General features: G+C 62.6%; 22 protein-coding genes. 7 read left to right on the top strand and 15 right to left on the bottom strand.

Going from position 1 to position 23780, the window contains the following annotated elements; translation table 11 throughout:
• The first annotated feature begins 118 nt into the window (after positions 1–118).
• The 5 genes from miaB (at position 119) to lnt (ending at position 5635) form a co-directional block, all read left to right on the top strand.
• On the top strand, positions 119–1468 hold the full coding sequence (gene miaB, locus Q2K57_RS01180; protein WP_304525941.1) for a tRNA (N6-isopentenyl adenosine(37)-C2)-methylthiotransferase MiaB: 1350 nt from the start codon (positions 119–121) through the stop codon (positions 1466–1468).
• A 132-nt stretch (positions 1469–1600) separates the two neighbouring features.
• Entirely contained in the window at positions 1601–2698 is a 1098-nt protein-coding gene (locus Q2K57_RS01185; RefSeq protein WP_304525942.1) for a PhoH family protein, read from the top strand.
• On the top strand, positions 2695–3225 hold the full coding sequence (gene ybeY, locus Q2K57_RS01190) for an rRNA maturation RNase YbeY (RefSeq protein WP_304525943.1): 531 nt from the start codon (positions 2695–2697) through the stop codon (positions 3223–3225). Before Q2K57_RS01185 ends, ybeY begins: the two co-directional genes overlap by 4 nt.
• Positions 3222–4103, top strand: a complete 882-nt coding sequence (locus Q2K57_RS01195; RefSeq protein ID WP_304525944.1) for an HlyC/CorC family transporter — start codon at positions 3222–3224, stop codon at positions 4101–4103. Before ybeY ends, Q2K57_RS01195 begins: the two co-directional genes overlap by 4 nt.
• Before the next feature lie 56 nt (positions 4104–4159).
• A complete protein-coding gene (gene lnt, locus Q2K57_RS01200) occupies positions 4160–5635 on the top strand; it encodes an apolipoprotein N-acyltransferase (RefSeq protein WP_304525945.1) in 1476 nt (491 codons plus the stop codon).
• A 220-nt stretch (positions 5636–5855) separates the two neighbouring features.
• Here lnt and phaC read toward each other — a convergent pair whose 3' ends face one another.
• The 5 genes from phaC to prmB all read right to left on the bottom strand — a co-directional run bounded on the left by phaC (position 5856) and on the right by prmB (position 11193).
• Positions 5856–7703: a class I poly(R)-hydroxyalkanoic acid synthase gene (phaC, locus tag Q2K57_RS01205; RefSeq protein ID WP_112054484.1), complete on the bottom strand. Its 1848-nt coding sequence runs from the start codon at positions 7701–7703 to the stop codon at positions 5856–5858.
• A gap of 286 nt (positions 7704–7989) precedes the next feature.
• Entirely contained in the window at positions 7990–8607 is a 618-nt protein-coding gene (locus Q2K57_RS18325; protein ID WP_112054744.1) for a phasin family protein, read from the bottom strand.
• Positions 8608–8704: 97 nt separating this feature from the next.
• The gene (locus Q2K57_RS01215; RefSeq protein WP_304525946.1) at positions 8705–9103 is read right to left on the bottom strand and encodes a hypothetical protein; all 399 of its coding nucleotides are present in this window, start codon (positions 9101–9103) and stop codon (positions 8705–8707) included.
• Positions 9104–9173: 70 nt separating this feature from the next.
• Positions 9174–10259 carry a chorismate synthase gene (aroC, locus tag Q2K57_RS01220; RefSeq protein WP_304525947.1) on the bottom strand — a complete coding sequence of 362 codons (1086 nt, stop codon included), beginning with the start codon at positions 10257–10259 and terminating at the stop codon, positions 9174–9176.
• Positions 10260–10290: 31 nt separating this feature from the next.
• Positions 10291–11193, bottom strand: coding sequence for a 50S ribosomal protein L3 N(5)-glutamine methyltransferase (gene prmB, locus Q2K57_RS01225; protein ID WP_304526641.1), 903 nt, complete (start codon positions 11191–11193; stop codon positions 10291–10293).
• Positions 11194–11378: 185 nt separating this feature from the next.
• On the opposite strand from prmB, the gene Q2K57_RS01230 reads away from it, so the two are divergent.
• The gene (locus tag Q2K57_RS01230) at positions 11379–11963 is read left to right on the top strand and encodes a Smr/MutS family protein (protein ID WP_304525948.1); all 585 of its coding nucleotides are present in this window, start codon (positions 11379–11381) and stop codon (positions 11961–11963) included.
• 52 nt (positions 11964–12015) lie between these two features.
• Here the strand turns inward: Q2K57_RS01230 and Q2K57_RS01235 are convergent, their stop codons facing one another.
• Genes Q2K57_RS01235 through Q2K57_RS01245 form a run of 3 tightly spaced genes read right to left on the bottom strand, consistent with a single transcriptional unit; the run spans position 12016 to position 14922 of the window.
• Positions 12016–13143, bottom strand: coding sequence for a patatin-like phospholipase family protein (locus tag Q2K57_RS01235; protein WP_304525949.1), 1128 nt, complete (start codon positions 13141–13143; stop codon positions 12016–12018).
• Between the two features lie 37 nt (positions 13144–13180).
• Positions 13181–14065, bottom strand: a complete 885-nt coding sequence (locus tag Q2K57_RS01240) for an alpha/beta fold hydrolase (RefSeq protein ID WP_304525950.1) — start codon at positions 14063–14065, stop codon at positions 13181–13183.
• Positions 14065–14922: an alpha/beta fold hydrolase gene (locus Q2K57_RS01245; RefSeq protein WP_304525951.1), complete on the bottom strand. Its 858-nt coding sequence runs from the start codon at positions 14920–14922 to the stop codon at positions 14065–14067. Before Q2K57_RS01245 ends, Q2K57_RS01240 begins: the two co-directional genes overlap by 1 nt.
• Before the next feature lie 284 nt (positions 14923–15206).
• Between Q2K57_RS01245 and Q2K57_RS01250 the strand changes: the two genes are divergently transcribed.
• Positions 15207–16154 (top strand): AEC family transporter, encoded by a 948-nt coding sequence (locus Q2K57_RS01250; RefSeq protein WP_304525952.1) that lies wholly within the window; start codon positions 15207–15209, stop codon positions 16152–16154.
• 59 nt (positions 16155–16213) lie between these two features.
• Here the strand turns inward: Q2K57_RS01250 and Q2K57_RS01255 are convergent, their stop codons facing one another.
• The 7 genes from Q2K57_RS01255 to Q2K57_RS01285 all read right to left on the bottom strand — a co-directional run bounded on the left by Q2K57_RS01255 (position 16214) and on the right by Q2K57_RS01285 (position 23541).
• Positions 16214–16525 carry an antibiotic biosynthesis monooxygenase gene (locus Q2K57_RS01255; RefSeq protein ID WP_304525953.1) on the bottom strand — a complete coding sequence of 104 codons (312 nt, stop codon included), beginning with the start codon at positions 16523–16525 and terminating at the stop codon, positions 16214–16216.
• A 134-nt stretch (positions 16526–16659) separates the two neighbouring features.
• The gene (sixA, locus tag Q2K57_RS01260) at positions 16660–17148 is read right to left on the bottom strand and encodes a phosphohistidine phosphatase SixA (RefSeq protein ID WP_304525954.1); all 489 of its coding nucleotides are present in this window, start codon (positions 17146–17148) and stop codon (positions 16660–16662) included.
• A 5-nt stretch (positions 17149–17153) separates the two neighbouring features.
• Positions 17154–18209 (bottom strand): NAD(P)H-dependent glycerol-3-phosphate dehydrogenase, encoded by a 1056-nt coding sequence (locus Q2K57_RS01265; RefSeq protein ID WP_304525955.1) that lies wholly within the window; start codon positions 18207–18209, stop codon positions 17154–17156.
• Between the two features lie 110 nt (positions 18210–18319).
• Positions 18320–19762 carry an NAD(P)(+) transhydrogenase (Re/Si-specific) subunit beta gene (locus Q2K57_RS01270; RefSeq protein ID WP_304525956.1) on the bottom strand — a complete coding sequence of 481 codons (1443 nt, stop codon included), beginning with the start codon at positions 19760–19762 and terminating at the stop codon, positions 18320–18322.
• A gap of 16 nt (positions 19763–19778) precedes the next feature.
• Entirely contained in the window at positions 19779–21350 is a 1572-nt protein-coding gene (locus tag Q2K57_RS01275; protein ID WP_304525957.1) for a Re/Si-specific NAD(P)(+) transhydrogenase subunit alpha, read from the bottom strand.
• A gap of 391 nt (positions 21351–21741) precedes the next feature.
• Positions 21742–22341, bottom strand: coding sequence for an isochorismatase family protein (locus tag Q2K57_RS01280; RefSeq protein WP_304525958.1), 600 nt, complete (start codon positions 22339–22341; stop codon positions 21742–21744).
• Between the two features lie 411 nt (positions 22342–22752).
• Entirely contained in the window at positions 22753–23541 is a 789-nt protein-coding gene (locus tag Q2K57_RS01285; RefSeq protein WP_304525959.1) for a glucosaminidase domain-containing protein, read from the bottom strand.
• Positions 23542–23780: the final 239 nt, after the last annotated feature.

Genomic DNA, 23780 nt, shown 5'->3' on the forward strand with positions numbered 1-23780 from the left:
TAGCCATCTACAGATAGGGCCGCCCGGGTCAGGGCCGCCCGGCCTCGGGCCTTGCCCGACCTCATTCCCAATTTCGGTGACGGACGCGCCGAGGCTCTTGCAGTCTCGGCCCATTGTTATGACGAAGAAACTCTTCATCAAGACCCACGGCTGCCAGATGAACGAGTATGACTCCGCCCGCATGGCGGATCTGCTCGGCGATTCCCACAAGCTGGAAATGACCGACGACGAGCGTGACGCCGACGTCATCCTGCTCAACACCTGCTCGATCCGCGAGAAGGCGCAGGAAAAGGTCTTTCACCAGCTCGGTCGCTGGAAGAAGCTCAAGGAAAAGAACCCGGACCTGGTGATCGGCGTCGGCGGCTGCGTGGCCAGCCAGGAAGGCGAGGCGCTGCGCAAGCGTGCGCCCTACGTCGACATGGTGTTTGGACCCCAGACCCTGCACCGCCTGCCGACCATGCTCGATGCCCGCAACAAGAGCGCGGAACCGATCTCGGTGGTCGACGTGACCTTCCCGGAAATCGAGAAGTTTGACCACCTGCCCAAGCCAAGCTCGGACGGCGCCACCGCCTTCGTCTCGATCATGGAAGGGTGCTCCAAATACTGCACCTTCTGCGTGGTGCCCTACACCCGCGGTGAAGAAATCTCCCGGCCCTTCGAGTCGGTCATGGACGAGGTCATTCACCTCGCCGACCAGGGCGTGCGTGAGATCAACCTGCTGGGGCAGAACGTCAACGCCTACCGCGGCGAAAACCAGCTCGGCGACGAAATCGACCTGGCCGAACTGATCGCCTGCGTGGCCGCCGTCGAAGGCATCGACCGCATCCGTTTCACCACATCGCATCCGGTGGAGTTCTCGGATTCGCTGATCGAAGCCTACGGCGAGATTCCGGAACTGGTCAGCCACCTTCACCTGCCCGTCCAGGCGGGCTCGGATCGTATCCTTGCCGCCATGAAGCGTGGCCATACGGTCGAAGAATACGTCGACAAGCTTGAACGTATCCGCGCGCTGCGTCCGGAGATCAGCTTCTCCTCGGACTTCATCATCGGCTTCCCGGGTGAGACCGAAGCCGACTTCGAGGCCACCATGGATCTGATCCACCGCATCGGCTTCGATCATTCCTTCAGCTTCGTCTATTCGGCGCGGCCCGGCACGCCTGCCACCGAGCTCGAAGACGAGACGCCGCAGTCGGTCAAGAAAGAGCGCCTGGCGATTCTTCAGGAGCGCCTCAACCAGAATGTGATGCAGATCAGCCGGCGCATGGTCGGCAACGTCGAGCGCATCCTGGTCACCGGTTTCTCGCCCCGGGACCCGGGACAGCTGACCGGGCGCACCGAGAACAACCGGGTGGTCAACTTCCGCGCGCCCAACCCGGCCGAGCTGATCGGCCACTTCGTCGACGTGGAAATCACCGAGGCACTGCCCAACTCGCTGCGCGGCGAACTCGCGTCGCCCGCCTGCTACTAAGCCCATTCCGCCCCTATTGTTGCCCGCTGACGACGTCCTGCCTCGAACAGGCGTCGTCGCGGGCATTGCCCCCGACACGCCCCGGGCAGTAAGCTGCCGTCATCCATCTCCAACGCACGGGATCCTCTCGACTTGAGCCAGACAACCTCTCAGGCCAATCGCATCATCACCCTGACCCTCGAGCCCAATGACCCGCGGCGCCTGGCCAACTTGAGCGGTCAGCGTGACGAACACTTCAAACTGATCGAAGAGCGTCTGGGCGTGACCCTGCGCAACCGCGGCAACACCTTCCAACTGGCTGGCCCCGGCGCCAGGTCCAAGGCGGCTGCCAACGTGCTCGAGCGGCTGTATCGTGAAACTGAGGCCAGCGACCTCACGCCCGACATGGTGCACCTCTTCCTGCAGGAATCGGGGCTAGAGGCCATCGAGGAAGAAGAGGACGCCATCGGTGATGGTGACTTGCTAATGCGCACGCCCAAGGCACTGATCAAGCCACGGGGGCAGAACCAGCAGAGCTATGTCGCCAGCATCCGCGCTCACGACATCAACTTTGGCATCGGCCCGGCCGGTACCGGCAAGACCTATCTTGCCGTCGCCGCCGCCGTGGAAGCCCTCAATCGCCAGGAAGTGCGCCGTATTCTGCTGGTGCGCCCCGCCGTCGAAGCCGGCGAGAAGCTCGGCTTCCTTCCTGGCGACCTGGCCCAGAAGATTGATCCCTACCTGCGCCCGCTGTATGACGCCCTGTACGAGATGATCGGCTTCGAACAGGTCAACAAGCTGATCGAGCGCCAGGTGATCGAGATCGCCCCGCTTGCCTACATGCGCGGTCGCACCCTGAACAATGCCTACATCATCCTCGACGAGAGCCAGAACACCACTCGCGAGCAGATGAAGATGTTCCTGACCCGCATCGGCTTCGGTTCGACAGCCGTTATCACCGGCGATGTGACCCAGGTTGACCTGCCCAGAGGGCAGAGTTCGGGGCTCATCCAGGTGCTCGACGTCCTCAAGGACACACCGGGCATCGGCGTCACTCATTTCGCCGCCAAGGACGTGGTGCGCCATCCGCTGGTACAACGGATCATCGAGGCCTACGATCATTTCGAGGCCGAGCAGGAAGACGCCGAGCGCGCGCGTCGCGAGCAGCGCGAAGCCCGTCGTGAAGCACAGGCCGAGGAACGCCAGGCGCGTAAGAGTCAGGGCCCTGCCGACTACGGGGAATCATCATGATCAGTGAACCTCCGCCAGTCACCGTCGATCGACAGGTCGCCCTCGAGGCCGCCGACGCCATCGCGGAGCTGCCCACCCAAGACGAGCTGGAACGCTGGATCAGCGCCGCACTGGCCCAGCATGAAGGCGAAACGCGCCAGGAACTCACGGTGCGTTTCGTCGAGGTCGAAGAAAGCCAAACCCTCAATCGCGACTATCGCGGCCGCGACCGCCCGACCAATGTATTGTCCTTTCCCTTCGAGTCGCCGCCGGGCCTGACCCTGCCATTGCTCGGCGACCTCGTCATCTGCCATGCCGTAGTGGTCCGCGAAGCCCATGAGCAGGAAAAGTCGCTGGCGGCTCACTACGCTCACATGGTGGTGCATGGCACCTTGCATCTGCTGGGTCATGACCATATCGAAGATGACGAAGCCGAGCGCATGGAGGCCCTGGAACGGGTCATTCTCTCAGGTTTCGCTATTCAAGATCCGTATGCCGCCGACCACCATCTCGACCTTGGTTCCGAGGAAAAGAGACCCCACGCATGAGCGAAGATCGATCGAGTAGTCAGAGCAACAAGTCCTGGCTCGAAAAACTGTTCACCGCTTTCAGCACCGACTCCGATGAACCCAGCTCTCGCGATGAGCTGAGGGAATTCCTCCGCGAGGCCGGCCCACGACTGCGTCTCGACCAGGACGCCCTGACCATTATCGAGGGTGCCCTGCAGATCAGCGATCAGCAGGTCCGCGAAGTGCTGATTCCCCGTTCTCAGGTCACAGCCATCGCCGCCGATCAGCCGCCGGAGGATTACCTGTCAGTGATTCTCGAGACCGGCCACTCGCGCTATCCGGTGATCGGCGAAAACCTGGACGAGGTGAAAGGCATCCTGCTGGCCAAGGATCTCCTGCCGCTGCTCATGAAGAGCCAGGAGAATCGCGACAGCTTCGATCTCACCAACATCCTGCGTCCGGCCATGTTCGTGCCCGAATCCAAACGCCTGAACAGCCTGCTTAAGGAATTTCGCGAGACCCACAACCATATGGCCGTGGTGGTCGACGAGTACGGCGGCACCGCCGGTATCGTGACCATCGAGGACATCCTCGAGCAGATCGTCGGCGATATCGAAGACGAGCATGATACCGACGAGGAAGAGGATATCCGCGAGCTGGGAGACGGCTGCTATGCGATCCGAGCCCTGACCCCGATCGAGGATTTCAACGAGCGCTTCGACACCGACTTCTCCGACGAGGAGTTCGACACCCTCGGGGGCCTGGTGATGCAGAGCTTCGGCCACCTGCCCAGGCGGGGTGAGTTCGCCGAACTCGGCGAATGGCGCTTCACGGTGCTCAACGCCGATAACCGTCGCATCCGCTTGCTACAAGCCGAACAGGCCGACACGCAGCCAGCCGAGGAAAGCCGCGCCTGACGGTGATTGCCTACGATCCTGAAGGTGCGCCGCATGGACGCCACACGAGACCGACGATGAATGAACGACGCCTGAGCCCGGCGATCGGCTATCTGATCGCGCTGATTGCCGGCGGACTGACCACCCTGTCCGCCGCCCCTTTCGCCCTGTGGTGGCTAGCCCCAGTCGCGATTGGCCTGATGTATCTTGGCATACAGGCCTTTAGCCCAGGGCAAGCGGCCCTAAAGGGCTGGTGCTACGGCCTTGGCCTGTTCGGCAGCGGCGCGTCCTGGGTCTACATTTCGATTCATGACTACGGCTACACCAGCATGCCGGTGGCGGCGATGCTCACCGCCCTCTTCGTTGCTGCCCTGGCCCTCTTTCCTGCCGCCACCCTGTGGCTCTACCGCCGCCTCACCGGGCCCAGGCTTGCAGCACTCAGTTTCGCCGGGGCCTGGGTACTGGGCGAGGTACTGCGCACCTACCTGTTTACCGGCTTCCCTTGGCTGCTGATCGGCACCTCGCAGGTGAATTCGCCCCTGGCCCCCTGGGCCCCGGTGGGGGGTGTCTACCTGCTGTCGCTGATCACCGCCCTGACCGGCACCCTGGGAGTCGAGGCGCTGCGACGCCGCTTGGCGCCGGCCGTCATCATTGCCGTTCTATGGCTGGTGCCCCTGGCGCTGCCCGGGCAGTGGACTCGCCCAGCGGAGGATGCCACGCGTGTGGCGCTGCTGCAGGGTAACCTACCACAGCTGACCAAATGGAGCGCCGAGGGCCAGCGGGACGCCTGGAATACCTATAGCACCATGACCTCAGGGCTCGCGGATGATCCCGACCTGATCGTCTGGCCCGAAGCCGCGCTGCCGATGTTCGAAGATCAGGCCATGCCGCTGCTTGAACGTGTCCAAGCCGGTCTCGCACCCGACACGGCGCTACTCACCGGCATTCTGCAACGCGATGTGGGCGGCTATTTCAACAGCGTGGTTGGCGTCGGCAATGCCAGCGGCCACTACCGCAAGGCCCACCTGGTGCCCTTCGGCGAATACCTGCCACTGGAGAGCCTGTTGAGAGGCGTGGTCGCCTTCTTCGATCTGCCAGCGCCGACGATGACGCCGGCCCAAGGAGCGCAGGCACCGATCCAGGCCGCCGGCCTCTCGATCGGTAGCGCCATCTGCTATGAAATCGTCTATGCCGATCTGGTGGCTTCACGCGCCCGAGACGCCGAGGTACTGCTGACGGTCTCCAATGACACCTGGTTTGGCGACTCACTGGGGCCGCTCCAACATCTACAGATGGCACGGCTCAGGGCGCTGGAGAATGGACGCTACGTGATGCGCGCGACCAGCAACGGCGTCACCGCTATCATCGATGACCAGGGACGCATCACCGCACAAGCCCCACAGTTCACCGCCACCGCCCTCACCGGCGAGGTGCGCGCCATGCAGGGCACAACCCCCTTTACCCGCACCGGCAGCTGGCCAGCCTGGCTCGCCGCCACCCTGCTGGTGCTGCCGGGGCTGGCCTTGTCAGGGCGGCGTCGCCTGGCGACCTAAACGCCTTTCGCCGCTCTTTCTTTCTCACCCTTCTTGCTCAGCCACGACAGCCCCAAATGCCACGAGGCCCGCCAATGGCGGGCCTCGTGGTTTCTGACATCGGCCAAGGGCTCTTGGGCGTCAGCCATCATCTTCGTGGGCACGCTCAGGACTTATCGCTGACCTACCCTTCCTCTGACTGACCCTTACTTACCCTTCTCGGCCTTATCCTTCCTCGGCCTTATTCATCGCTGCCGTCATCAGCGGGCACCTGCCCCAGCACTTCAGGGATGGTTTGGCACACGTAACGCCCCGGCGCCGGCTCGATGATCGACAGCTCGCCCTCGCCTGGCTGTCTTGCCGGCACCATCTTCACGGTATCCGCATAGCCGTTGTCGGTCATCCAGGCCTGCCAGTGCGGCCACCAGGAGCCCTCATTGAAGGTCGCACCCTCGAACCAGGCGTCCGGGTCGACTGGCAGTTCTGCGTTGGTCCAGAAACCGTACTTGTTCTTGTGCGGTGGGTTGACGATCCCGGCGATGTGCCCTGAGCCACCGAGCACGAAGGTAACCGGCCCCTTGGGAAGCTGGGTGCCGCCATAGGTGCTGTTCCACTTGGCGATATGGTCTTCACGAGTGGACACGAAGTAGCTAGGCGTGGAGATCTTGCGCAGGTCGATCTTGACCCCGTCCAGTTCGATGCCGCCGGGCTCGATCAGTCGATTTTCCAGATACATGTTACGCAGGTACCAGCCATGAGTACCGGCCGGCAGGTTGGTGCCGTCAGTGTTCCAGTACAGCAGATCGAAGGCCGCCGGCTTCTCGCCTTTCAGGTAGTTGCTGATATAGAACGACCAGAACAGATCGTTTTCGCGCAGCAGATTAAACGAGAAGGCCATCACCCGGCCATCCAGATAGCCATCGGCTTCCAACTGACGCTCGATGCCCTGCAGCACTGGCTCGTTGAGGAAGACACCGATCTCGCCGGGATCGCTGAAGTCCTGCAGCGTGGCCATATAGGTCACCGAGCGCACCTTACGCCCGCGACGTGTGCTGGTCAGGTAGGCCACCGTCGAGGCGGTCAGGGTGCCCCCGATGCAGTAACTCAGAAGATTTACCGACTTCTCACCGCACGCCTGCTCAATGGCACTCATGGCCTCGATGGGGCCCAGCTGCATGTAGTCGGCCCAGGTTAGATCACGCTGCTCGGGCCCCGGATTGCGCCAGGAAATCAGGAAGACGGTATGCCCCTGATCGACCAGCCACTTGACCAGAGAATTGTCCTGGCGCAGGTCGAGTATGTAGTACTTGTTGATCCAGGGCGGCACCATCAGCAGCGGCGTCTTGAACGTCTGCTCGGTGGTCGGCGCATACTGAATCAGCTGCATCAACTCGTTCTCAAAGACCACCGAGCCCGGTGTCACGGCCACATTCTCGCCGATGGTGAAGGCACTGCGATCGGTCATCTTGACGTTGATGCCTTCCGCCGAGTTGGCCAGATCCTCGCGAAGCTGTGCCAGCCCCTCGATAAGGTTCTGGCCCTTGGTCTCCATGGTCAGGCGCATCACCTCCGGGTTGGTAGAGGCAAAGTTCGACGGCGAGATGGCGCTCACGTACTGGCGAGCGTAGAACTCCAGGTTGCGCTTCTGGTCCGGCGGCATATTGTCGAGATTGCCGACCATGTCCTCGACCAGCCTCGAGAACAGCAGGTACTGCTCCAGCAGTCCTCGATAGAAGGGTTCGTGGCGCCAGGCCTCGTCCTTGAAGCGACGATCATGGCGGGCAGGCTCGATCAAGAGCTCAGTTTCTTCGCCGCTCAGGTCACGCAGGCCCTGCTGCCAGAGCTGCATCTGATCCTGAGCGAGCTGCATTTGCGTATTAATGAGCGTCTCGGGGTCGCTGACCAGGGCCTCGACGCCGGCACGAAAGCTCTCGCGCATGTCATCATAAATGGTCTTGCCGGCTTCACCGGGCAACATCCGCGCCAACATATCCTGCATCAGCACCTGATATTCCTGCCCCATCACTTCCAGCTGTTCGGTCCATTCCTGAAGTTCGGACGCCGACGGCGTATGAAAACCTGACTGCATTGCCCACTCCTGTGATCGAAGCCCTGTGCTCAAAGCCCTGTGCTCAAAGCTCTGTGATCAAAGCCCTGTCTGATCCCAAACCTACTGGTCAAACCACCTTGCTGCCAGCGCCCCGCTGACGGAGCAGTCGATGGCAGCCATCTTCTCTACCTTACGCGGCTCATGCCTGTATAACACAGGCGCCACATGACATACGGTCTATACATATACGCCCATGGCCGGAAAACGCGTGCGTCTTCCGGCCATGGGCGATGTGTAACCAGCGGGGGCTGGCCGCGTGCTCATATCAGGAACTCTTGCTACCGCCGGTATCGCCTGACTTGCTGGCTGCCGAACTCTTGGTGGCACTCGAGGCACTGCGACGGCTGGTCGCGCTGGAAGACGGCTTGGCAGCGGCCTGAGGCGTGGCCTCAGAGGCCTGTTTCGCCGCTTGTGCCGCCTGCTGAGTGGCCTGTGTCGCCTGCTCGGTGGCCTTCTCAGCGAACTGCTGAGTGGAAGCGATAGCCTGCTCGGTGGCGGCCGTCATCTGTTCGCTGGCGGACTGGGTCGCAGAGGCAGCCTGTTTGCTGGCGGTCTCGGAGACCTCGGTCATGACCTTTTCCATCTCGCGCTTGAATTCGAGACTCAGCTCGGTCATGGACTCGGCGTCCTTGAGCAGTTGGGTGGAGAGCTCGTTCATCATCTCCGCCTGACGAGTGCCGAAGTCGCGCATGGCCTCAGGGTCCTTGGCCTCGGAGGCATCCCGCAGCCGCTCGGTACCCAACTGGCTGTAGCGCTTCATGGACTCAAGCTGGAACTGGGTCAGCTTTTCCATGTTGTCGAGCATCAGGCCATTGAGCTTGCGCATCGGCGCAAAAAAACCTTCGGCCTGTTCCGTGAACTCGGTAAACATCTTGTCCTGCATGGCATCACCCTCCCAGGGTCATGGATGTGGGCGCGAGCCCTCTTTGCTGCATTGCACAAAGCGTAGTCCCGGACGCACGCCTATGCAATAGGTCGCGCTACTTGCGGTGCGACCTTGAACTGGCGCTGGCCGGTTCATCGGCCGGCTTGCTCTTGCCGGTCTTTTCGCCGTCGTCGGTTTTTTGCGACTTGCTGGAAGCGGCCTGAGCCTGACGAAGCATGTCGAGCATCATTTGCTGATAGTTACCGAAGCTGGTCATGCTCTGGGACAGGTTGTCCTGGAAATTGCCCTTTAGCGAATCCTGGAAAGCCGTCGGCATGAAGGGGGTCTTGAGGAAGGGCTGGAGCAGACTCATGGGGTCATAGCCCTCGACGCCGGCGTCCATCTGCTGCTGAATGCGTGACATCAGCTCGTTATGGAACGCCTCGACATCGGGCAAGCCAAGAGACTGGCGAAATTCGGCAGGCGTGAGGTCAAATTCGAGGTTAATCTTCATGGGCATAGCCAGACTGAGGTATTTGATCTCAGTCTAGCAGCCAGGGGGCCAACACGCGGCCCCCGTAAACTCAACGCAGGTGCGGCGTGTCGACACTGACGTCGAAGTTCTGCGCTCGGTGACGCAGCAGGTGATCAATCAGCGTCAGCGCCATCATGGCCTCGGCGATCGGGGTGGCGCGAATGCCCACACAGGGATCATGGCGACCCTTGGTGACCACTTCCACCGGATTGCCATGCACATCGATGGAGCGTCCCGGCAGAGTGATGCTGGAGGTCGGCTTGAGAGCCAGATGGGCGATCACCGTCTGGCCCGAGGAAATGCCGCCCAGCACGCCACCGGCGTGGTTGGACAGAAAGCCGTCCGGCGTCATCTCGTCACGGTGCTCGCTGCCCCGCTGCGCAACCGCCGCGAAGCCATCGCCGATCTCCACGCCCTTGACCGCATTGATGCTCATCAGGCCATGGGCGAGTTCAGCATCCAGACGATCGAAGACCGGCTCGCCGAGCCCGGCCGGCACGCCCTCGGCCACCACGGTGATCTTGGCGCCCACCGAGTCCTGATCGCGGCGCAACTGATCCATGTAGGCCTCGAGCTCCGGCACCCGATCAGGATCGGGGCAGAAGAAGGCGTTGTCCTCGACCGCCGCCCAATCCTTGAACTCCATTGTCAGCGGACCGAGCTGGCTCATGTAGCCGCGCACGCTGATGCCCTGAGCCGACAGATAGGCCTTGGCGATGGCGCCGGCCGCCACGCGCATCGCGGTTTCCCGGGCGCTGGAGCGTCCGCCGCCCCGATAGTCCCGCCGGCCATACTTGTGATGGTAGGTGTAGTCGGCATGGGCCGGACGAAACTGGTCCTTGATCTTCGAGTAGTCCTTGGAGCGCTGATCGGTGTTCTCGATCATCAGGCCGATGGCGGTACCGGTGGTGACGCCCTCGAAGACGCCTGACAGGATCCGCACCTGGTCCGGCTCGCGACGCTGCGTGGTGTGCCGCGAGGTGCCGGGGCGGCGGCGATCGAGATCGCGCTGCAGATCAGCCTCACTGAGGGGGATACCCGGCGGGCAGCCGTCGACGATGGCGCCCAGCGCCGGGCCGTGGCTCTCGCCGAAAGTGGTGACAGTAAACAGCTTGCCGAAGGTATTACCGGACATTGACGTTCCTCAGAGCTCTGGTATCAGCAGTTCAGGCGAAAGATGCCGCGTAGGCGTCGAGTTCCTGGGCGGTCAGCACGAAGACGCCCTGCCCTCCGCGTTCGAACTCCAGCCACAGGAAGGGCACCTCTGGGAAAGCCGCCTCCAGATGATGGTCGGAGTTACCGACCTCGACGATCAGCACGCCATCATCGCTGAGCAGGCTTCTCGCCTCGCGCAGGATGCGGCGCACGATGTTCAGGCCATCGTCCCCGGCGCCCAGGGCCAGGGTCGGCTCGTGGCCGAATTCGGCCGGCATGGTGGCCAGGTCACGTGCATCCACATAAGGGGGATTGGAGACGATCAAGTCATAGCGCTGACCACCCAGACTATCGAACACATCGGACGCCACGGCCCTCACCCGTGCACCGACGTCGTGGCGCGTGATATTGGCCTTGGCCACCTCGAGCGCATCGGCACTGATGTCGGCCAGATCGACCTCGGCGGTAGGCAGGTGCAGAGCGGTGGCGATACCGATGCAGCCCGAGCCGCAGCAAAGGTCCAGCACCCGCGCCGGCGGCTCCTCGGGGAACCAGGCGGAGAAACCGTCCTCAATCAGCTCGGCGATAGGCGAGCGAGGAATCAGCACCCGCTCGTCGACGTTGAACGCCACGCCCGCAAAGAAGGCCTCTCCAAGTAGATAGGGCAACGGCCGGCGCGTCTCGATACGTGAGCGGACCAGCCCAACGATGCGGCGCCGCTCCATGGGTAGCAGTCGTGCCTCTAGCACGGAGGGGTCCACGTCCCAGGGCAAGTGCAGGGCACCCAGCGTCAACGCCACCGCCTCGTCCCAGGGAGAGGCAGTGCCATGTCCGAAATGAAGGCCATGGGTGTAAAATTCACTGGTCGCCCAGCGCAGGCAGTCACGCAGGGTGAGTAGATCCTCGGCGATCATTCTATCATCGAGAATCAGAGTCGAATCGGCATCGGGTCGGGAAGCGGCCACGCGTCGTCCTGTGGTTTATCGGATTGAGATTCAAATCCTTGATTGTACCCGGCCCGACGCCCGCTTCACAGCCGCCGCCAAGCCGCTATACTAGCGCGTCATTTACCCATTCAATGTAATCCACGGGGAGCAACATGAGCCAGCGCCGCGGACACCCGGATGATGACGAGGTTTCGCTGTTTCGCCAGGCCCTGGCCGACGCAGGCGTCAAGCCGATGAGCTCGAATCGGGCCGACCCGGGCAAGCCGAAACAGCGGCGCCGAGAGGCCCTGGCCGAACGTCGTGCCGCTGCCCTCGAAGCCGACAGCTATCAGTTGAGCAGTCGCACCAGCGATGGTCGGGTCGAGCCGGTAAGGCCCTCCGAGTGGCTCGACTTCACCGTCCCCGACCTGCCCCAGCGAACCCGCAGCCAATTGAAGCGCGGCAGCATCGCCTGGGAGGCAGGGCTCGACCTGCACGGCTACACCGTCGACGAAGCGCGCGCAGAACTCGAAAGCTTCATTGCCGAGGCCCGCGCCCAACGCGCCCGCTGCGTGCTGGTGGTCCACGGCAAGGCGCGCAGCACCAGCGGACCCGACGCCTACCCGGTGATCAAGAGCCATGTGAACGCCTGGCTTCGGGAATGGCCAAGCGTGCTGGCCTTCTGCTCGGCGCGGGAACTGGATGGAGGCAGCGGCGCTGTTTATGTGCTGCTGCGCCGTCGCGGCGAGAGCCTCTAGTCGGACGCGCCTCTCTGTTTTCACAAATAGAGAGCCAGGCGATATCCGAGCCCTAGGGCGCGGCAGGCTCACTGGTCTCGGGTGTCGTTTGATCCGGCGAGGCAGCCGGCGCGGGCACGGTCATCGGCGAGACCACGGGGGTCTCGATTAGCGGTGCGCGGCGGGCCCCGGCTCGGCAGGCCGCGGGTCCCTCGAGCCGATCGATTGCCTGAGACGCCAGATGCTGGCCCAGCTTGATCAGGACCTCGGCTCGATGAAACTCATAAGCTCCGCAAACCGTCTTGGGTATCTCGATCAGCACATCCGGCGGATAGCCCGCCACCTTGTACTTGGCCAATGCCGCCTGGGTGATATCGAAGGAGGCCAGCATCATGTCGAGCTTGCCCCAGGCCCGCTGGCTGGCGGCCTGCGCGCTCTGTGTCTCTTCGCCCTCGTCGACGCCATTACCGTTGTCGTTTCCGCTACCTGAATTGAACAGCCGCTGGGCACGTCCGCGCACCCCGGCCACCCAGCCCGAAAAACCACGCCCCGCAGCCTCCAGGGCCTCTTCACGGGCCAGTTCTTCAGCCACTTCCTCAGCCGGCAATAGCTCTTCAAGCGTTACCGGCCGCGGGCTGTGCGCGGTGGCATTGACCGCTACCACCAGGTCGGCCTGGGCAGAGACGGTGGGAATGATCGGCAAGGGGTTCATCAGACCGCCATCGACCAGCACCTGATCACCGACATGAACCGGAGTAATGATGCCGGGCACGGCAATGGAGGCGCGGATGGCCTGCAACAATGAGCCGCTCTGGAACCACACCTCGCGCTGGCGAACAAGGTCGGTGGCCACGGTGGTCACCGGCAGCGGCAGGTCCTCGATGAGGGTATCGCCGATCAGGCTGGCCAGCTTGCTCATCACCTTGTTAGCGCGCATGGCGCCCATCGGACTCCAGGTGACGTCAACCAGCTTGAGCACATCGAAATAATCCAGCTGGCACACCCAGTCGCGATAGGCCGGTAGCTGACCAGCGGCATAGATACCGCCTACCAACGCGCCCATAGAGCAGCCCGAGATGGCGACAATCTCGTAGCCTCGCGCCTCGAGCTCCTCGATCACGCCAATATGCGCATAGCCCCTCGCACCGCCGCTGCCAAGCACCAGGGCGACACGTTTACCTTCTTTCGTCTTGCCGCTCATCGCTCCCCCTCCGCACCAGCCGTTCGCTTGGCACGTCTCACTTCTCGACCACACTGGAAGCGGCCATCTGCCACCATTGTGCGATGCTGCCGGCCACATCGGCCAGCGCTTCGCGTTCAAGATGCAAATGATGCCCCCCTTGCAACACCCGGCGCTCGAGCCCCTTCAGCGCCGCCCGATTCTGTATGGCTCCCTCCCGCTCACCCAGGATGCCCCGCTCACCTTCGATCAGCAGCGTGGGTGCCTCAATCGCAGCAAGCATTCCAACCACCTGTTCAGGGCAAAAGCGCACCAGCGAAGGGCGCAGCAGACGGCCATCGGTTCGCAGCCGGACATGGCCATCCTCCAACGGCTCCAGATTACGCTCGACCAGCGGCCAGGCCGAGTCGGCATCGATAAGCGTCACTCCGCCCGCGACCCGGGCCGCCACAGCACTCTCTACATCAGCATAGCGCGGTGACGGTGAGCTGCGCCGCCGATGCCCCAGCAGGCCACGCCGCAGCTGCTGTGCGGTGTCATCTCCCGGCGTGCTGAGCGTGCCCAAGCCGTCGATCAGCATCAGTCGTTCGACCCGTTCAGGAAGCGCCGCTGCCAGCAGACAGGCCACCCCTGCGCCCATCGAGTGGGCCAGCAGCGGAGCTGACTCGAGCTCCAGACTCACCACCGCATCCAGCACGTCATGGCAGTAATCCCAGATCGCATAGTCGACGCCCGGCGGATGTCGCCGGGAGCGGCCATGGCCGGCGAAATCCAGCGCCACGATTCGAATCCCGAGTCGCTCGACCAGCAAGGGCGCCAGTCGTGAAAAGCTCGCCGCATTGTCGAGCCAGCCATGCAAGGCAAGCCAGGTCGGCGCATCGGGCTTTCCCCAGGCCAACGCCGCCAGACGGCCTTCAGCCAAGTGCAGTTCGGTCGGGGTCATCAGGAAGACTCCAGCAGACGATCAAGAGTGGCACACAGGACCCGTCGACAGGCCTCGGGGTGCTCCATGGGAAACATGTGGCCTCCAGGCACCAACTCCACTGCCACCCCACGGCGAGCAAACCGCCGTCGGCGGCGTGCCGTGAGCAAGTCCGACTCTCGGCCCGCCAACAGTGCCAGCGGCACCTTTAACCGCTTGGGTAGCCCCCGCAGGTGATCGGGCAGATGGCGAAAGATCGCCACCTCGGTATCGGGGGAAAAGGCCAAGCCGACGCCGCCACCGTCATAATGGCGCGCAGCACCGGCCAGGTAGTCGCTAAAGGCCTCCGGAGTAAAGCCCTTGAAAAGACCTTTACGCCGGAGGTCGTCGCTCATCGTCTGGTGATCCGGCCAGTGCGCTCGGCGCCCCAAGCTGCGACCCGCCGGCGTGATGCGATCGACAAAGCCAGTGCGCTTGGCAAGCTTGATGGCCAGCGCATCGAGGCCCAGCATCAATGGCGGATCCATGGCGACCACGCAGCGAAAACGCTCCGGCGCCTTCTCCGCCGCCATCGCCATCAGCACGCCACCCAGCGAGTGCCCGACGCCGATCACCTGGGTGTCCCCCTCAGGCAGACGTGACAGCAGCTCATCACGGAGCGCCAACCAGTTATGCCCTACCGGAAAGTGTGGGTGATGGCCAAGCTGGTCTAGAGGATGCAGGGCGAACCGCTCGCCCAGCGGTGCCAAGAGACTCTGGTAGCTGCGCCCGGTGAAGCCGTTGGCGTGGGCGAAGACCAGCGGGAGCTTGGGGGCGTGCTCACTGGAGGCGACGGGAGAGGCAGTGCCAGCCCAGTCGGAAGCATGACGCTGGGGCATGAAATCATCCTGGTCAGTGGAAACTAGCAGGCTAACGGGATTACCATACCCCGCCTAGCCGCTACTGAGCCAGTATAAAACGACTGTTTGACTTTCAAGCCGTCCATTAGTCATGACTGGACAGCCAAGCGCGCTCGCCGCTCACTTCCCTCATTTTGGAGACCGCCGTGTCAAAGCCGCGTCCCCCTCGCGACACCCGCCTACGCAATGCCCTCTTCTTTACCGCCGTGGTCGCGGCGATCATCGTCGGCCGCTGGCTGGCGATCTAGGGAGCACTTACAGGTATGAACCTTCTAGCGGTCTTCCAGCACACCCTCAACGTCACCCTGCCGGTCTTTGCCATGGTATTCATCGGCATTGGCCTGAAACGCTGGGGCTGGATCGACCCGGCCTTCGTTTCCACCGCATCAAAGCTGGTGTTCAAGGCCACATTACCGACTCTGGTCTTCATGAGCATCGTCCAGGCCGATCTCGAGGCGAGCCTGAATCCAGGCATGCTGGTTTTTTTCGCTCTCGCCACCCTGGCAAGCTTCGTACTTGCCTGGGGCTGGGCCAACTGGCGCGTGGCGCGAGCGGATCGCGGGGTCTATATCCAGGGCGCCTTTCGCGGCAATTGCGGCATTGTCGGCCTGGCACTGGCGGCCAGCATGTACGGCGACTACGGCCTCTCGGCGGGCGGGTTGCTGCTGGGGGTGGTGATTATCAGCTATAACGCCCTGTCAGTGGTGGCGCTGAGCACTTTTCAGGACGGTCAAGCGGCGGACTGGCGCAGCATCCTTGGGCATATCGCCAAGAATCCACTGATTCTTGCCGTGGTGGCCGCCCTGCCGGTCGCGCTCTCGGGACTGACGCTGCCGGGCTGGCTGCTGACGACCGGCGACTACTTCGCTTCCCTGACCCTGCCACTGGCCCTTATCTGCGTGGGGGCGACGCTATCGGTCAGCGCCCTACGCAACGACAGCACCACCGCCGTCAGCGCCAGCCTGATGAAGATGGCCATCCTGCCGGCGCTCGCCACATCTGGGGCCTGGCTGGTGGGCTTCACGGGCCGCGAACTGGGAGTGCTATTCCTGTTCTTCGCAAGCCCTACAGCGGCCGCCAGCTTCGTGATGGTCAAAGCGATGAACGGTAATGCAAAGCTCGCCGCCAACATCATCGCTATCAGCACCCTGCTGGCCAGCCTGACCATCACCGGTGGCGTATTCGGCCTGCGCGTCGCCGGACTGATCTAGCCAAACTTATCCTGCCCCCACCTCTAGCCGGGTACTGCTAGTTCGCGGCTAGTTCGCGGCTAGTTAGCGTCCGCGCGAATCACCACCTCAAATTGCTCGATGCCACCGCCTTCGCCGAAGGCTTCCTTCGGCATGGGGTTGGCGTGGGCGCGTTTGAAGTCGTCGCTGCCAACCCAGGCACGAAAGGCATCCTGGCTCTCCCATTCGGTTTCCACCACGTAGGGCGCCTGATTGCCCTGAGGGCGCAGCACCCGCATGGCGATGAACCCTGGCTGCTTGTCGATCTCGCCGGCACGCGCACGAAAGCGCGCCTCGAACTCCTCTTCATAACCCGGCGTCACGTGGATGCGATTGTTGACCATGTACGTCATGGGGCGCTCCTGAGAAAAAGTGGGCAAATATGTACGCAGTGATAGAGGCGCCGCGGTAGGCGGCGCGCGAGATCGGCCACCTTGGGGAGGCAGCGCTATGGATAGTTCGCTATGGATAGTTCTCTATGGATAGCTCAGCGATGCCCGGGCGCTTCCAGGCCGATCAGGCGTGCGCAGCCAGCAGCGAAGACATCACTCTCCAGTCGAGCGATGGCGGCAGTAGGAAATCCCAGCCCCAGCGCCCGCGGCCCGTCGGTAAGCTGTGCTGTCAGCACGCCGACCAGCGGCATGTGGCTAACCAGCAGCAGCGGCCCCGGCGACTGTTCCTGAGTGTCGATCAGCCAGTCGAGGATCGGGCCAACCGGATCGTCCGGGGTGATGATCGGCAGCGTCTCGACCTCCACGCCCAGGCGCTCGGCCATCAGCGTCGCCGTCTGCTGAGCACGGCGATAAGGACTCGCCAGCACCCGGGGGGTGGCGAGCCCTTCATCGGCGATGCGCTGCGCCAGCCATTCGGCCATGAAATTGCCTTCACGGTGGCCTTCGTCGGTGAGCGAGCGCTCGGCATCCGGGCGCCCGGGGGCGGCTTGGCCGTGACGCATGATCCATAGGGTCTCGTGCATCTTGTTCAATCCTCCAGGCGCCGGGCTGCCTTGACGTCCTCACGGGACAGGGTGAATTCCACGTCGCTACTCTGTTCGCCCTGCATGAGCAGCTTGGCCATGTCGCGGGCCGGCACCTGATTGAAGAGGACCTGATAGAGGCCCTCAGCGAGGGGCATATAGACGCCCTCCTCTGAAGACTTGTCATGCACCAGGTGCACGGTATTGACGCCTTCGGCGACCTGCCCCAAGGCCTCGACGGCCTCTTCAAGGGTTCGCCCCTCGCCAAGGGCGTAGCCGACGCGGTAATTGCGGGAAAGCTTCGATGAGCAGGTGACGATCAAATCGCCGACGCCGGAAAGGCCGAGAAAGGTCATGGGGTTGGCGCCCAGATGCACGGCAAAACGGCTCATTTCCGCCAGCGCCCGGGTCATCAGCATACTGCGGGTGTTCTCCCCCATGCCGAGGGCCGCCGCCATGCCGGCGGCGATGGCATAGATGTTCTTCAGTGCACCGCCAAGCTCAACGCCGAAGCGATCGTTGCTGGCATAGACCCGGAAATAGTCGCAGCCCAGCACGCTCTGTACCCGGGTGCGGGTCAAGGGGTCATCGCTTGCGATCACGGTGGCCGTGAGTTGCTTGTCGGCGACCTCGGAGGCAAGGTTGGGGCCGGAGATCACACCGATGTGGGGAAAGCCCGTCTCCTCCTCGAGGATCTGGCTCATCAGCTTGAAACCTTCGGCCTGAATGCCCTTGGTGGTACTGACCAGTATCTGCTCGGAGGACAGCCAGGGCCTCGCCTGGCGCACTACGCTGCGGAAGGCCTGGGAGGGAATCGCCGCCAGCACCAGCTCCGCCCCGATGAGCACCTCGCGCATGTCGGTTGCGGCCGTCACGGCCGGGTTGATGGCGTAATCCGGCAGATAATGGCTGTTGCGATGGTCCCGGTTGATCTCATTCGCCAGACTGGCATCACGCATCCACTGGTGTACCCGGGCCCCATTGTCGGCCGCAATGCTGGCAAGCGCAGTGCCGAAACTGCCGCCACCCAACACGGCGACCTTCAAGCGATCATCAGACATTCTCGATCCATTGATGAGTGATAGACCCCTTCATTGTAACGAAAAGCGGAGAGGCAGAAATGCCTCTCCGCTCGGGAGCCGCCAATGAGAGGCACGAGGCCCCAGATGACTCAGTCGATCATCGGCACCAAGCTGTCGATGCTCGAACGGGCATCGCCAAACAGCATCCGGGTGTTCTCCTTGAAGAACAGCGGGTTCTCGATGCCGGAGTAGCCGGTGCCCTGTCCGCGCTTGCAGACAAAGACCTGCTTGGCCTCCCACACCTTGAGCACCGGCATGCCGGCGATGGGGCTTGCAGGATCTTCCTGTGCCGCGGGATTAACGATGTCGTTGGAGCCGATGACGATCACCACGTCGGTCTCGGCGAAGTCATCGTTGATCTCGTCCATCTCCATGACGATGTCATAGGGTACCCGCGCTTCAGCGAGCAGCACATTCATGTGCCCCGGCAGGCGCCCGGCCACCGGATGGATGCCGAAGCGCACATTCTTGCCGGCGCTGCGCAATTTGCGGGTCAGCTCGCTGACCGCGTTCTGCGCCTGGGCCACCGCCATGCCGTAACCGGGAACGATGATGACACTGTCGGCGTCGTTCAGCGCGCTGGCCACGCCGCCGGTATCGATGGCCACCTGCTCGCCCTCGATCTCTGCTGCTTCCCCCTTGGTTCCGCCGAAACCGCCCAGGATCACATTGATGAAGTTGCGGTTCATCGCCTTGCACATGATGTAGGACAGAATGGCCCCCGAAGAGCCTACCAGGGCGCCAGTGACGATCAGCAGATCATTGGAGAGCGTAAAGCCGATGGCGGCGGCCGCCCAGCCGGAATAGCTGTTGAGCATGGAGACCACCACCGGCATATCGGCGCCGCCGATGCCCATGATCAGGTGCCAGCCGACGAAGAAGGCCAGCAGTGCCAACAGCAGCAGCGTCCAGAAGCCGGCTCCATTGAGGTAGGCAATGGCCAGCAGCAGCGACAGCACAGCCGCACCGGCATTCAGCCAGTGGCCGCCCGGGAACTGGCGGGGCTTGCCGTCGACCTTGCCGGCGAGCTTGCCGAAGGCGATCACCGAGCCGGTAAAGGTCACCGCACCGATGAACACCCCAAGCACCACCTCGACCTGCAGAAAGGTCAGCTCGGCCGGCGTTTTCGACGCCAGAGTGGCGGCAAAGGCAGAGAAACCCTCGGTGCCGGACTCGGCAAGCTTTGCTGCCAGGACCCGGCGCCGCTCCAGGTCGGCGTTCCAGCCGACGAACACCGCTGCCAGGCCGACGAAGGAGTGCAGCGCCGCCACCAGCTGCGGCATCTCGGTCATGTCGACCTTTCTGGCCACCACCGTGCCAATGGCAGCCCCGATCAGCATCATCGGAATCATCCAGCCATAGCCACCGATGCCCGGACCGAACATGGTAGCGCCGACCCCCAGCGCCATGCCGACGATGCCATACCACACCGCTCGCTTGGCCTTTTCCTGATTGCTCAAGCCCCCCAGCGAGAGGATGAACAACACACTTGCCGCGATCGCCGCGGCAGAAACGAATTCTTGACCCAGCATCTCGTATCTCCGCGATTCAGGATTTCTGGAACATGGCCAGCATCCGGCGTGTCACCTGGAAGCCACCCACGATATTGATGGATGCGATCAGCACCGAAATACCGGCAAGCAGGCCAACCAGCCAGTTGCCCGAGCCGATCTGCAGTACGGCACCGAGGATGACGATGCCGGAGATAGCATTGGTCACCGCCATCAGCGGGGTATGCAGCGAGTGACTGACGTTCCAGATCACTTGGAAGCCGACGAAGCAGGCCAGCGCGAAGACGATGAAATGCTGCATGAAGGAAGCCGGCGCCACCTGGCCAAGCAGCCACATCAAGGCCCCGCCCACCACCAGCATTCCCACCTGACGCTTGGTCTGAGCGACGAAGGCGGCATGCTCGGCGGCCTTCTTCTCCTCATGAGTGGGCTCCTTTTCCTTCGGCTTGGGCTTGGCCGCCCCGATCGCCTTCACCTTGGGCGGCGGTGGCGGGAAGGTGATCTCTCCGGCGTGCGTCACGGTGGACCCGCGGATGACATCATCTTCCATGTTGTGATTGACCACGCCGTCCTTCTCGGGGGTCAGGTCGGTCAACATATGGCGAATATTGGTGGCATAGAGCAGCGAGGACTGCGTCGCCATGCGCGACGGGAAGTCGGTATAGCCCACCACGATCACGCCGTTGTCGGTGACGATGCGCTCATCCGGCACGGTCAGGTCACAGTTACCCCCTTTTTCGGCGGCCAGGTCGATGATCACCGAGCCAGGTTTCATGGCCTCGACCATGTCCTCGAGCCACAGCTTGGGAGCCGGCTTGCCGGGTATCAGCGCAGTGGTAATGACGATGTCCACGTCCGGCGCCTGCTCGCGGAAACAGGCAAGCTGCTTTTCGCGAAACTCCGGACTGGAGGGTGCCGCATAGCCGCCGCTCTCGGCACCATCCTGACTGTCCTCAAAATCGAGAAACAGGAACTCGGCGCCCATGGATTCGATCTGCTCGGCCACTTCGGGGCGCACATCGAACGCGCGAACCACGGCACCGAGGCTGGTGGCGGTACCGATGGCGGCCAGCCCCGCCACCCCGGCGCCGACTACCAGCACCTTGGCCGGCGGCACCTTGCCGGCGGCGGTGACCTGGCCGGTGAAGAAGCGGCCGAACTGGTTACCGGCCTCGATCACCGCCCGGTAGCCGGCGATATTGGCAGTACTCGACAGGGCATCCATCTTCTGCGCCCTGGAGATACGCGGCACCATGTCCATGGCGACGACGGTAGCGCCCTGAGCGCGGCAGCGCTCCAGCAGCGCCTCATTCTGGGCCGGCCAGAAGAACGAAATCAGCGTCTGGCCATCATGCAGCCGGTCAGCTTCCTCGTCGGTGGGCTCGCGTACCTTGATGACGGTATCGGCCTGCTCCCAGAGCGTTTTAGCGTCGTCGACCACGCTGACGCCGGCATCACGATAGGCCGCATCGGCGAAGCCCGCGGCCACGCCGGCCCCGGCCTCGATGAGGCAGTCATGGCCGAGTTTCTGAATCTGCTGCGCGCTCTCCGGGGTCAGCGCCACTCGCGCCTCGCCCGGGGCCTGCTCCTTTGGTGCTCCGATCTTCACTCTATGCCTCCCTGTCGCGACGCTTGCCGCGAAGCCGACCGCCGTCCTAAAAACGGCGGGAATGAGTCGATATCTGCATGAATATCCGGGGGTAACACGCCTGTTTCGCCCGCCCCGGGTCATCCTTTGCGATAACGCAGTGTTTGGAGAAAGCAGCGCAAAGGCAAGGGTTTACGATAAAAAATCCTTTATAAATATACAGTTATGACATCCATAACCTACTCTTTATATTAATGATCCGAGTCAACTAATTGATAAATAATGGAAAAAATGAATTCCCCAACCTGACAAAATCGTTATGAGTGTCATAACGAAAGCATTATTGCTGCCTTGCCTGTCACCGTTCTTCGATTCATCACCGACCACATGCGTTCGCAAAAACGGGAGCAGATCAAAACTGATGCACCACTTCCTGCGTCGAGGTGATCCGCGCGTAATGGCTGCCCAGCAACGACAGGCTGAAGTGCTGCACATCCTCGGCGGCCCAGCGCTGCCCATCGATATCGTCGATAGGAAAACTCGCGCAGGCATCGGAGACCACGACCACGCCAAAATCCAGGCAGTGTGCATGGCGAGCGGCCGTCGACACGGCATGGCCGGTGGACACGCCCGCCACCACCAGACGCGACACACCGTGACGCCTCAACCAGATATCCAGGTCAGTGCCGATGAAGGGGCTTTCGACGTGTTTGGTGACGATACGCTCCCCAACACGGGGCGTTGCCGAGGCTTTGAATTCGGCCCCGGCATGGCCGGAGCGATAGAGGGACCCCGGGGTATGGGAGAAATGCCGGACATGAACGATGTGTCCATTGCCACCCCGCCAGCAACTCAGCAGTTCATCAACCCGATCATCCAGGGCTGGATTGCTATGCATGCCATTGAGCTCGACATCATCGATCGCCTTCTGGAGATCGATCAGCAGCAGAGCCGCCGCATCGTCCCTGGCATCGTAAAGACGCAACCGTGCATTACTTGACTGGCGCACCATCACCACCTCCGTCGCCTGTCCTGAAAGAAGCAGTCCCGAATTGCATGCTCCGCCTTGAGCCGAACAAACACGCCTGAACCGCATGAACCGCTTTGTACTGAATAAGCGGCCCCGAGACGAATCCCCCATCCCGACACCGAATAAGCGGCCGTGAACCGAATAACCACAGGATAAGCTGCTCCGAGTGAGCGCGTTCCAAGGGGCGCTATCCGGCACGCACCCGGCAAGTATTCATGCAAGCATAGGCGCTTGCGCGCCTTGCTGCCCTGCATCAAAGCACGCGACTCTCAACGCTCGACCGCACTGGGGGCTAAAACGACGACGCCTCCCGCGGCATAAGCCGGAGAGGCGTATTGAAGGTGCTCGACATGCGGGTATCGGCAAGATCAGGCTAATCGCCAAAGCGTCCAATCAGGCAGGCGTATCACCCGCATAGCGACGAATGCGCTCCGCATTGGTGCGCAGCAGCGACAGCAGCACATGCTGATAGTCGGAACGGGTGGCGTAATCATTGAGCATCGCGATCAGCGCTTCCGGCGGCACCTCGCCCTGAGCCGACAACTGGGCCCGACGCGCCCGCAGGTCTGCATAGGCACGATGGGTGTTCAGGTTCTTGAGATAGGCGCGCACGGCGTCCTGCAGACTGTCGAAGGACTGGTAGCGGCCACCGCTAGTGCGCATACCAAACAGGTTGTTGTTCTGACGTGCCAGCCGCGACGTTCCCCACCCGGATTCTTCCACCGCCTGCACGGCGACCATTTCCAGCGGCACCGGGGCGACACGCTTGAGAAGCAGCGCATTGATCTTGCCCGGCTCGCAGTCCAGCGCATATTCCTTGCACAGCGCCGTTACCCGTTCACGCTCGGCGCGGGTCCAGGGCGTGTCACGCTCGGCGAGCGCCATAAGCCACTCACGACGGGCCGCGAGCCGCGAGTTCTCGGCCTCGACGATCGGCACCAGCACCTGGAGGAAAGCATCCTTGCGCCGAGGTCCGGCCGGCAGTTGCCGCAGGTCAGGCAGGGTCACGGCCGCGGCCGGTTCTGTAGTAAGGGTGGGACGAGGTTCAGCGGGTTGGGAGACTGCCACCGGCGGCATGGCCACCAGCGCAAGAACAAGACTCAGGACCAGTAGCGCCAACGGCAAGGGCCGACGACGCGAGGGCGACGACAAGAAACACCAGGGAAATAGATAGCGCATCATCAGGACTCCGCTAACAGTGGTTGAGGGCCATCGTGCTATGACCGTCGTGCTAAGACGTCTCCTCAACAAGATGCCCCTCATTCAATGTCAGGGGCGCAGGAAAAAGGCAGTGGGCAGATGCATCCCAAGGCCCGGTGACAACCAGCGGGCAAGATTATCAGGCATTGGTCGAATCACCGAGCTTTTTTGCACTGCACAAAAAGAAAACCCCGCCAGGCGGAACCTGACGGGGTTTGCTA

Source organism: Halomonas sp. I5-271120 (genome assembly GCF_030553075.1).
GTDB lineage: Bacteria > Pseudomonadota > Gammaproteobacteria > Pseudomonadales > Halomonadaceae > Onishia > Onishia taeanensis_A.

Coding starts and splice junctions, on each gene's coding strand:
- miaB (WP_304525941.1), top strand. CDS start 119: ATGACGAAGAAACTCTTCATCAAGACCCACGGCTGCCAGATGAACGAG.
- ybeY (WP_304525943.1), top strand. CDS start 2,695: ATGATCAGTGAACCTCCGCCAGTCACCGTCGATCGACAGGTCGCCCTC.
- Q2K57_RS01195 (WP_304525944.1), top strand. CDS start 3,222: ATGAGCGAAGATCGATCGAGTAGTCAGAGCAACAAGTCCTGGCTCGAA.
- lnt (WP_304525945.1), top strand. CDS start 4,160: ATGAATGAACGACGCCTGAGCCCGGCGATCGGCTATCTGATCGCGCTG.
- phaC (WP_112054484.1), bottom strand. CDS start 7,703: ATGCAGTCAGGTTTTCATACGCCGTCGGCGTCCGAACTTCAGGAATGG.
- Q2K57_RS18325 (WP_112054744.1), bottom strand. CDS start 8,607: ATGCAGGACAAGATGTTTACCGAGTTCACGGAACAGGCCGAAGGTTTT.
- Q2K57_RS01215 (WP_304525946.1), bottom strand. CDS start 9,103: ATGAAGATTAACCTCGAATTTGACCTCACGCCTGCCGAATTTCGCCAG.
- aroC (WP_304525947.1), bottom strand. CDS start 10,259: ATGTCCGGTAATACCTTCGGCAAGCTGTTTACTGTCACCACTTTCGGC.
- prmB (WP_304526641.1), bottom strand. CDS start 11,193: ATGATCGCCGAGGATCTACTCACCCTGCGTGACTGCCTGCGCTGGGCG.
- Q2K57_RS01230 (WP_304525948.1), top strand. CDS start 11,379: ATGAGCCAGCGCCGCGGACACCCGGATGATGACGAGGTTTCGCTGTTT.
- Q2K57_RS01235 (WP_304525949.1), bottom strand. CDS start 13,143: ATGAGCGGCAAGACGAAAGAAGGTAAACGTGTCGCCCTGGTGCTTGGC.
- Q2K57_RS01240 (WP_304525950.1), bottom strand. CDS start 14,065: ATGACCCCGACCGAACTGCACTTGGCTGAAGGCCGTCTGGCGGCGTTG.
- Q2K57_RS01245 (WP_304525951.1), bottom strand. CDS start 14,922: ATGCCCCAGCGTCATGCTTCCGACTGGGCTGGCACTGCCTCTCCCGTC.
- Q2K57_RS01250 (WP_304525952.1), top strand. CDS start 15,207: ATGAACCTTCTAGCGGTCTTCCAGCACACCCTCAACGTCACCCTGCCG.
- Q2K57_RS01255 (WP_304525953.1), bottom strand. CDS start 16,525: ATGACGTACATGGTCAACAATCGCATCCACGTGACGCCGGGTTATGAA.
- sixA (WP_304525954.1), bottom strand. CDS start 17,148: ATGCACGAGACCCTATGGATCATGCGTCACGGCCAAGCCGCCCCCGGG.
- Q2K57_RS01265 (WP_304525955.1), bottom strand. CDS start 18,209: ATGTCTGATGATCGCTTGAAGGTCGCCGTGTTGGGTGGCGGCAGTTTC.
- Q2K57_RS01270 (WP_304525956.1), bottom strand. CDS start 19,762: ATGCTGGGTCAAGAATTCGTTTCTGCCGCGGCGATCGCGGCAAGTGTG.
- Q2K57_RS01280 (WP_304525958.1), bottom strand. CDS start 22,341: ATGGTGCGCCAGTCAAGTAATGCACGGTTGCGTCTTTACGATGCCAGG.
- Q2K57_RS01285 (WP_304525959.1), bottom strand. CDS start 23,541: ATGATGCGCTATCTATTTCCCTGGTGTTTCTTGTCGTCGCCCTCGCGT.